General features: G+C 69.6%; 3 protein-coding genes. 2 read left to right on the forward strand and 1 reads right to left on the reverse strand.

From position 1 onward, the window contains the following. Positions 1-154: 154 nt before the first annotated feature. On the reverse strand, positions 155-706 hold the full coding sequence (locus tag QH283_RS11765; RefSeq protein ID WP_280503041.1) for a type II toxin-antitoxin system PemK/MazF family toxin: 552 nt from the start codon (positions 704-706) through the stop codon (positions 155-157). Positions 707-779: 73 nt separating this feature from the next. On the opposite strand from QH283_RS11765, the gene lepA reads away from it, so the two are divergent. Beyond that, the gene (gene lepA, locus QH283_RS11770) at positions 780-2,669 is read left to right on the forward strand and encodes a translation elongation factor 4 (protein WP_280503042.1); all 1,890 of its coding nucleotides are present in this window, start codon (positions 780-782) and stop codon (positions 2,667-2,669) included. Positions 2,670-2,877: 208 nt separating this feature from the next. Beyond that, on the forward strand, positions 2,878-3,079 hold a 202-nt coding region (locus QH283_RS11775; RefSeq protein WP_280503043.1), incomplete at its 3' end, for a hypothetical protein.

Raw genomic sequence — 3,079 nt, forward strand, 5'->3', positions numbered from 1 at the left:
CACCAACACCATCCCCGCGGGCGCCCAGCTGCGCACCGGCGGCGTCGACCAGGGCAGGGCGGGCCGCGCCCCCCCGGGGGCCCCCCGGGCGGGCCAGCCCCCCCCCCCCCCCCCGCCCCCCCCCCCCCCCCCCCCCCCCCCCCCCCCCCTCGGTTCAGCTCCAGTTGTATTCCACGACCAGCCGGTGCGCGACCAGGTCGAAGGTCTTGCGCGGCAGGATCGCGCCCTCGCGGCGGATGCCGTCCTCCGGCACGTCGAGCACCCGGTCCAGGCGCACCCAGCTCGGCCTGCCCTGGTGGTCCCAGGCGCCGGACCCGATGGCCAGCCAGTTCCGGTCGTGCTGGCGTTCGGCGTTCGACGACAGCATCAGCCCGAGCAGGGTGCGCTTGTCGCGACCGACGACCAGCACCGGACGGTCCTTGCCGTTGCTCGGGTCCTCCTCGTAGGGCACCCAGGTCCACACGATCTCGCCCGGGTCGGCGCGGCCGTCCAGGTGCGGTGCGTAGACGATCTGCCTGGCCCGCTCGGCCGTCGGCACCGGCATCGAGGCGGCGGGTCGCCCGGTCACCGGCGCGGCCTTCCGCTGCGAGAGCCCGCCGACCAGGCGCTGGACCAGTCGTGGGCCCTGCTGCTTGGCGATCCTGGGGCCCTGTTGTTTCGCGATCGTGCTCAGCTGCTTGCCGATCGCGTTCCAATTACGCGCCATCTCTGGAGAATAACGGCGCTCCCGCGATCGGGCCCGGGACCGGTGGCGATCACGCTCGCGCACACATGGGACGATGGGGGCAGTTCGCCGACACCCCCAGCCGAGGAGTGCAGTGCCCGCCAGTTTTGCCGACACGACGTTCACCGATCCTTCGCGGATCAGGAACTTCTGCATCATCGCCCACATCGACCACGGCAAGTCGACGTTGGCCGACCGGATGCTGCAGCTCACCGGGGTGGTCGAGGAACGGGCGATGCGCGCGCAGTACCTGGACCGGATGGACATCGAGCGCGAACGCGGCATCACCATCAAGGCGCAGAACGTGCGCCTGCCGTGGCGCGTCGGCGACACCGACTACGTCATGCACCTCATCGACACCCCCGGCCACGTCGACTTCACCTACGAGGTGTCGCGCGCGCTCGAGGCCTGTGAGGGCGCGATCCTGCTGGTCGACGCCGCGCAGGGCATCGAGGCCCAGACGCTGGCCAATCTCTACCTGGCGCTGGACAAGGACCTGACCATCATCCCGGTCCTCAACAAGATCGACCTGCCCGCCGCGGACCCCGACCGCTACGCCGCCGAGCTGGCCCACATCGTCGGCTGCGAGCCCGAGGACGTGCTGCGGGTGTCGGGCAAGACCGGCGTTGGTGTGCCCGAGCTGCTCGACGAGGTGATCAAGCAGGTGCCGCCGCCGGTGGGCGACGCGGACGCGCCGGCGCGGGCGATGATCTTCGACTCGGTCTACGACACCTATCGCGGCGTGGTGACCTACGTGCGCGTGGTGGACGGCAAGCTCACCCCGCGCGAGAAGATCAAGATGATGTCCACCGGCGCGACCCACGAGCTGCTCGAGATCGGCATCGTCTCCCCGGAGCCCAAGCCGACCACCGGTCTCGGCGTCGGTGAGGTGGGCTACCTGATCACCGGCGTGAAGGACGTGCGCCAGTCCAAGGTCGGCGACACCGTGACCGCCGCGCGCAACGGCGCCACCGACCCGCTCACCGGCTACCGGGAGCCGCGGCCGATGGTCTACTCGGGCCTGTACCCGGTGGACGGCTCGGACTACCCGGACCTGCGCGACGCGCTGGAGAAGCTCCAGCTCAACGACGCCGCGCTCAGCTACACCCCGGAGACCTCGGTGGCGTTGGGCTTCGGTTTCCGCTGCGGCTTCCTCGGTCTGCTGCACATGGAGATCACCCGCGAGCGCCTGCAGCGCGAGTTCGACCTCGACCTGATCTCGACCGCGCCGAACGTGGTGTACCGGGTGGAGATGGAGGACGGGTCCGAGCACGTCGTCACCAACCCCTCGTTCTGGCCGGAGGGCAAGGTGCGCAAGGTCTACGAGCCGGTGGTCAAGTGCACCATCATCTCCCCGAGCGAGTTCATCGGCTCGATCATGGAGCTGTGCCAGTCGCGCCGCGGTGAGCTCGGCGGCATGGACTATCTGTCGGAGACGCGGGTCGAGCTGCGCTACACGCTGCCGATGGCCGAGATCATCTTCGACTTCTTCGACTCGCTGAAGTCGCGCACCCGCGGCTACGCCAGCCTCGACTACGAGGAGTCCGGCGAGCAGATCTCGGATCTGGTGAAGGTCGACATCCTGTTGCAGGGCGAGGCGGTCGACGCCTTCTCCGCGATCGTGCACAAGGACGCCGCGCAGGCCTACGGCCACAAGATGACCACCAAGCTGCGCGAGCTGATCCCGCGTCAGCAGTTCGAGGTGCCGATCCAGGCGGCGATCGGCTCGAAGATCATCGCGCGTGAGAACATCCGCGCCATCCGCAAGGACGTGCTGGCCAAGTGCTACGGCGGCGACATCAGCCGCAAGCGCAAGCTGCTCGAGAAGCAGAAGGAAGGCAAGAAGCGGATGAAGACCATCGGCCGGGTCGACGTCCCACAGGAGGCGTTCGTGGCCGCGCTGTCCTCCGACGCGGCGGCGGACAAGCCTAAGGACAATAAGTAGCCTGCCGATAAGTGGCCTGCCGAGAAGTGACGCCGGGAGTGTGGCGGTCGTCACACTGTGACGACCGGGCGCTGCCGAAGATGTGACAGCCGGGGCCTGCGGAAATATCGTATGGATGTCTTCTCTCGGGGGTCCGGGGAGGATGGCCGGCATTCCCGAGACGTGGAGCCCTTTTATGACGCGCGACTTGCCTTTCGACGACGACGCAGTGGCAACGCCAGGAGACGACACCGCCTACAAGATCGCGACCGGGGTCGCGCGGGTGGCCCGCGCCGGCGCCTACGTCACCGGCGGCGCCCTGGTGGGCGCGCACCGCGCCAGGGACCACGGGTCCGGCGATCGGCCGCTCGCCAGCTGGAACGCGGGCGGGGCGCCCCGCAGCGCCCCGCCGCCCGAGCTGCCCAGCCCGG

The organism is Nocardia farcinica, assembly GCF_029867845.1.
Taxonomy (GTDB): domain Bacteria; phylum Actinomycetota; class Actinomycetes; order Mycobacteriales; family Mycobacteriaceae; genus Nocardia; species Nocardia farcinica_A.